Genomic DNA, 4,484 nt, shown 5'->3' on the forward strand with positions numbered 1-4,484 from the left:
TCATGCTCAGGAAGCTATGCAATCCAGCATGAACTCTTCGGACAGACTCTAAGGTAACTCCATGCACATGCCCGGCACCGTACCTGCTCAGCGTAAATCCAGCACGTGCCCCCGATCACGGGCACTTGAATTGCCCACTCGACGAGATCACTCGAAGATAGGAAATAGCTGATCGTCATGCCCATCTCATCCAACGGCTCTGCGGATCCAAGGGCTAAGGCTAGTCTCTGGGTTCTTGCTTTTGGCAACTTCTTGATTGGAACCGGCGTGCTGATGCCTGCCGCTATGCTTACAGACCTGTCTACCAGCTTCAACATAGATGTCGGTACCACGGGGCACTTGCTCCTAGTAACGGGACTCGTCATCGGAATTGGCGCTCCGGTACTTGCGGCCCTGACAAGCAAGTTGGACCGACGATTACTCTTGGCTTGCGTTCTACTTCTAAACGCCGCTGGTCACTTGGCATCAGTGTTCAGCCAATCCTTCTCCGAATTGGTAGCCACACGAACTCTGATTGCCATTGCAGCGGCCCTTTTCAGTCCTCAAGCCGCCGCTGCAGTCACGCTCATTGTGCAACCCCACAAACGTGACTCTGCAGTTGCTTTTGTGTTTGTCGGCTGGTCTGCGGCGATGGTGGTCGGGGTACCTGTAAGCGGCATGATCGCGCAAGGGCTTGGCTGGCAGACAGCTTTCATGATCATAGCTGGCCTTTCACTTATTGGAACCCTTGTTCTCTTGGCTGTATTGCCTCGGAAACTGCACACGGAAACCATCACCATCACCGCATGGCGGAGTGCTCTCCAAAATCCGATCATTCTCGCCCTACTGTTGGTGACCTTTTTCAGTCTTTCCGGGCAATTTGCGATATTCACCTATCTCTCTCCCCTTCTGGGGGCACTGTTCTCGGTACGAGCAATTGACATCGCTGTAGCCTTCTCTGTCGCAGGCGCGACCGGCGTCATAGGAAACCTTCTCGCTTCGCGCCTCGCGAGCCACTACTCGACTCAGAAACTAATCGTCTTAGCCCTCTCGCTCATGGCGGCAGGCGCAATCTTTCTTAGTCTTTCAGGTGGTGTTTTCGCGTTGGGCCTCTTCTCAATCGCGATTTGGGGACTTGGATCATTTTCTTCTACTTCTCTCCAGCAGAGCCGACTTGCCAGCACGGCCCCGCATTTGGCCAGCGCAACTATTTCGCTTAATACATCAACTGCCTATCTGGGCCAGGCCGCCGGAGCAGCAGCCGCAGGTCTGGCATTTGACACCACCAATCCGGCCGCTGTCATATGGGTCGCACTTGTCCCACTGGCTGCAGCGATCGCCGTGTCAACGGCGATAGGGTTCACACTGAAACAACAGGACTGACCAACAGGATGATTACTCCGGTCTGACTCTCACCAACAGAATAATGAGGCCGTGATGCAACAGTTGAGACAAGCCGAGTCAGCTGATGAAAAGCAGAGCATTTACCAGTTTCGCTACAGGGTCTTTTCACAGCACCTTGGCCGTGACGATCTGGATGGACTGGATCATGAGAGACGTGTGCTTTCTGAAGCCTTGGACAACATCTCGACGCACTTCTACTTCGGCGAATTTGGCCGCCCGGTTGCCGCAGTTACACTATCACCTATCGACGATGCGCATCTTTCCGCGGATTTGTCTCAGTTTCTTGCCATCAACCGCCTCAGAAAGGCGGTGGATATCCAACGCATGCGACTGGTGAACTGGCTGTTGGTCGATCCTGACTACTCAGGCTCCTCCCTTGTTCCGATGCTTCTGAGTTCCTGTTACGAGCTGCTTCTGGGGAGCGACGTAGACCTGCTGCTCACTTTCTGCCGTCCCGGACTTGTCGCCTTCTACGAACGATTCGGTCTGGAACAGTACAGCTACGCAACTCAACTCAAGGGGATTGGCCTACGCTGTCCCCTCATGCTCATGATGAAAGACGCATCCAGGCTGAGAGCCGTCCGCTCTCCACTCTTGCGAATTATGCTGAGGAGCGGCTGTGAAGACCGATCCGACGATACACGCCTCCGGCTTGAACCGATCGTTGACCTGTTCCAGGCAAGCCAAATTCTCGTCAACGATGAACTGTGGATCGAGACTGGGCACAAGTTTGTTGAACGCCCCGTTCCAAAGCTATTCGATGAAATTGGAGAGGATAGCATACGTCACGTCATGAAGTTGGCCAGCGTGATTTCCTGCGAGTCAGGCGAACTCATTACGCGCGAGGGGGAAACCAGCGACGACATGTATCTGATCGTATCCGGCTCCTTCGAGGCCGGCAAGCAGGGCGCCAGACAGTTTCGGCCACTGGGACCTGGCGACTTGTTCGGCGAGATAGAGCATCTTTCGAGGGTGCCGAGGAGCGAGACCGTCAGATCCACAACGCTCGGCCATATCGCCGCACTGAAGTCAGAGCGGCTCTTCCAGTGGATGGAGAAAGACCCTGAACCGGGCGTGAGAATGGCACTCAACCTGGCGAAGCTCCTGGCTGGACGAATTGCCTGACGGTGGCCATGTTGCGCGATATTCGTCGCACACCGCACATAGTTTGACGATTGAAGGGGCAAGAGAGAGACGATGGCATCGCTACCTGTGGAAAGAGGTCATTTCGTCTGGGGCTCGGCTCGGCAGATGGCTCGTGAGCCGCATCGGTTCATCAAGGATGTAGCTCTCCAGCATGACGGGATCTGTGCCTTTCGGGCACTTCACCGCCGGATGGTCGCTGTCGCTGACCCAGAACTCGCACACGAGCTTCTCGTGACCAAATGGCAGCGTTTTACCCGCACGAGGCAAAGTCTCAACATTGGCATCATCGGGAGAGGTCTTCTCGCGCTAAGTGGAGATGAATGGCTGGAGCGGCGTCGTCTCACTCAGTCGGCCTTCACAAAAGGGGTTCTGGGTGGAGTAGCGCAGGCTTCGGCTGAGGCCACAAAGGCACTGTATGCATCCTGGGACGCGGAGCAGGCGCGGAACGGTTCGGTCGACCTGGAGGCGGGAACACTGCGGCTGTCGATGGCTGTAATAGCCCGGATGCTGTTGTCATCGGACATCTCCGGCGCGATGGCTGATCAAGTCGGTCAGACATTGCGGCGCGGACTGCAACTGATTCTCAAGCGAAACACTGCGATCTGGTCTCCGCCGATGTGGCTTCCCACGGCTGGCAACAGGGCACTCCTGGAGGTCCGCCGGGAACTTACCGGCTTCATTTCTGAACACCTCAGCAAGCATCATGAGGAATCAAGCGAGAGTAGTGATCTTCTTTCGACGCTCAAGTCAGCCCGCGATCCCCGGACGGACAAGGCACTGTCGGCAGAGGCCCTCCTGGAGGAGACGAAGACGCTCTTCTTTGCGGGCTATGAAACGGCAGCGACCAGTCTTACCTGGGCCCTGTACCTGATTGCTCGAGCTCCAAAAGTGGGACGCGAGGCACAAAGGGAGCTTGATGGTGTCCTCTGCGGCCGCACTCCAAGGTACGATGACCTTCCAGCATTGCCCTACATCAGGGCTATCCTCCAGGAGACGATGCGCGTCTACCCGCCAGTATATGCGTTGCCCAGAATCGCTGTCGGCGATGACGAACTCGGTGGCTACCGGATTCCACGGGGTACCGTGGTCATTGTCTCAATCGCGGGGGTCCATGCTTCACCGGTATGGGGTGAGGATCGCGACAGGTTTCGCCCGGAAAGGTTCCTCTCCGGCGATTGGCCGCGGCGTGCATTCATGCCCTATGGCGCAGGCCGCCACCTGTGCATTGGCAGCGATTTTGCAAACGTGGAGATGGCAATTGTTCTCGCCATGATACTCCAACGTTACAATCTCCAAACTTCAACAGTCGTCGAACCGAAAGCGCGAGTAACACAGGTGCCCGATCGTGCAATCAAGCTCTGTCTGACGAGGAGAGCATGACAGGTTCGATAGTCATTACCGCGAGGCCCGTTTTGTGGATCCTGAAACGGGTGTCCGTTCCTCCAGTTCACCAACGTCGATCGCATAACTAATGAGCCGCAACACCGCAGTACAGGCCCAGCAGGCGCCGCAGGCGGTGCTGGCCGGCATTGTCGAGCGCGTGACCTTCCACAATGATGAAAGCGGCTTCTGCGTGCTGCGCGTCAAAGCGCGGGGGCACCGGGACCTCGTAACGGTGGTTGGGCATGCCGCCGCCATCGCCGCAGGCGAATGGATTACTGCCACCGGTGAGTGGTTCAACGACCGCACCCACGGGCTGCAGTTCAAGGCGCGTTTCCTCAAGACAACCCCACCCACCACGGCGGAGGGTATTGAGAAATACCTCTCCTCCGGCATGATCCGGGGGATCGGCCCGGTGTATGCGAAGAAAATGGTGAAGGCCTTCGGCGAGCAGGTCTTCGACATCATCGAGGCCAATCCCGAGCGACTGCGCGAGATCGATGGCATAGGCGTGGTACGCGCTCAGCGCATCACGGCGGCTTGGGCCGAGCAAAAGGCGGTCCGGGAGATCATGG

General features: G+C 56.8%; 4 protein-coding genes. All 4 read left to right on the top strand.

Annotated elements, in window-relative coordinates; genetic code table 11:
* Nucleotides 1–177 precede the first annotated feature (177 nt).
* On the top strand, nucleotides 178–1,362 hold the full coding sequence (locus WCJ41_RS20200; protein ID WP_336907638.1) for an MFS transporter: 1,185 nt from the start codon (nucleotides 178–180) through the stop codon (nucleotides 1,360–1,362).
* A 54-nt stretch (nucleotides 1,363–1,416) separates the two neighbouring features.
* Nucleotides 1,417–2,508 carry a cyclic nucleotide-binding domain-containing protein gene (locus WCJ41_RS20205; RefSeq protein ID WP_336907639.1) on the top strand — a complete coding sequence of 364 codons (1,092 nt, stop codon included), beginning with the start codon at nucleotides 1,417–1,419 and terminating at the stop codon, nucleotides 2,506–2,508.
* 72 nt (nucleotides 2,509–2,580) lie between these two features.
* A complete protein-coding gene (locus WCJ41_RS20210; protein ID WP_336907640.1) occupies nucleotides 2,581–3,909 on the top strand; it encodes a cytochrome P450 in 1,329 nt (442 codons plus the stop codon).
* A gap of 91 nt (nucleotides 3,910–4,000) precedes the next feature.
* On the top strand, nucleotides 4,001–4,484 hold a 484-nt coding region (locus WCJ41_RS20215), incomplete at its 3' end, for a helix-hairpin-helix domain-containing protein (protein ID WP_336907641.1).

This window comes from Aestuariivirga sp., from assembly GCF_037139295.1.
In the GTDB taxonomy this organism is placed as follows: domain Bacteria; phylum Pseudomonadota; class Alphaproteobacteria; order Rhizobiales; family Aestuariivirgaceae; genus Aestuariivirga.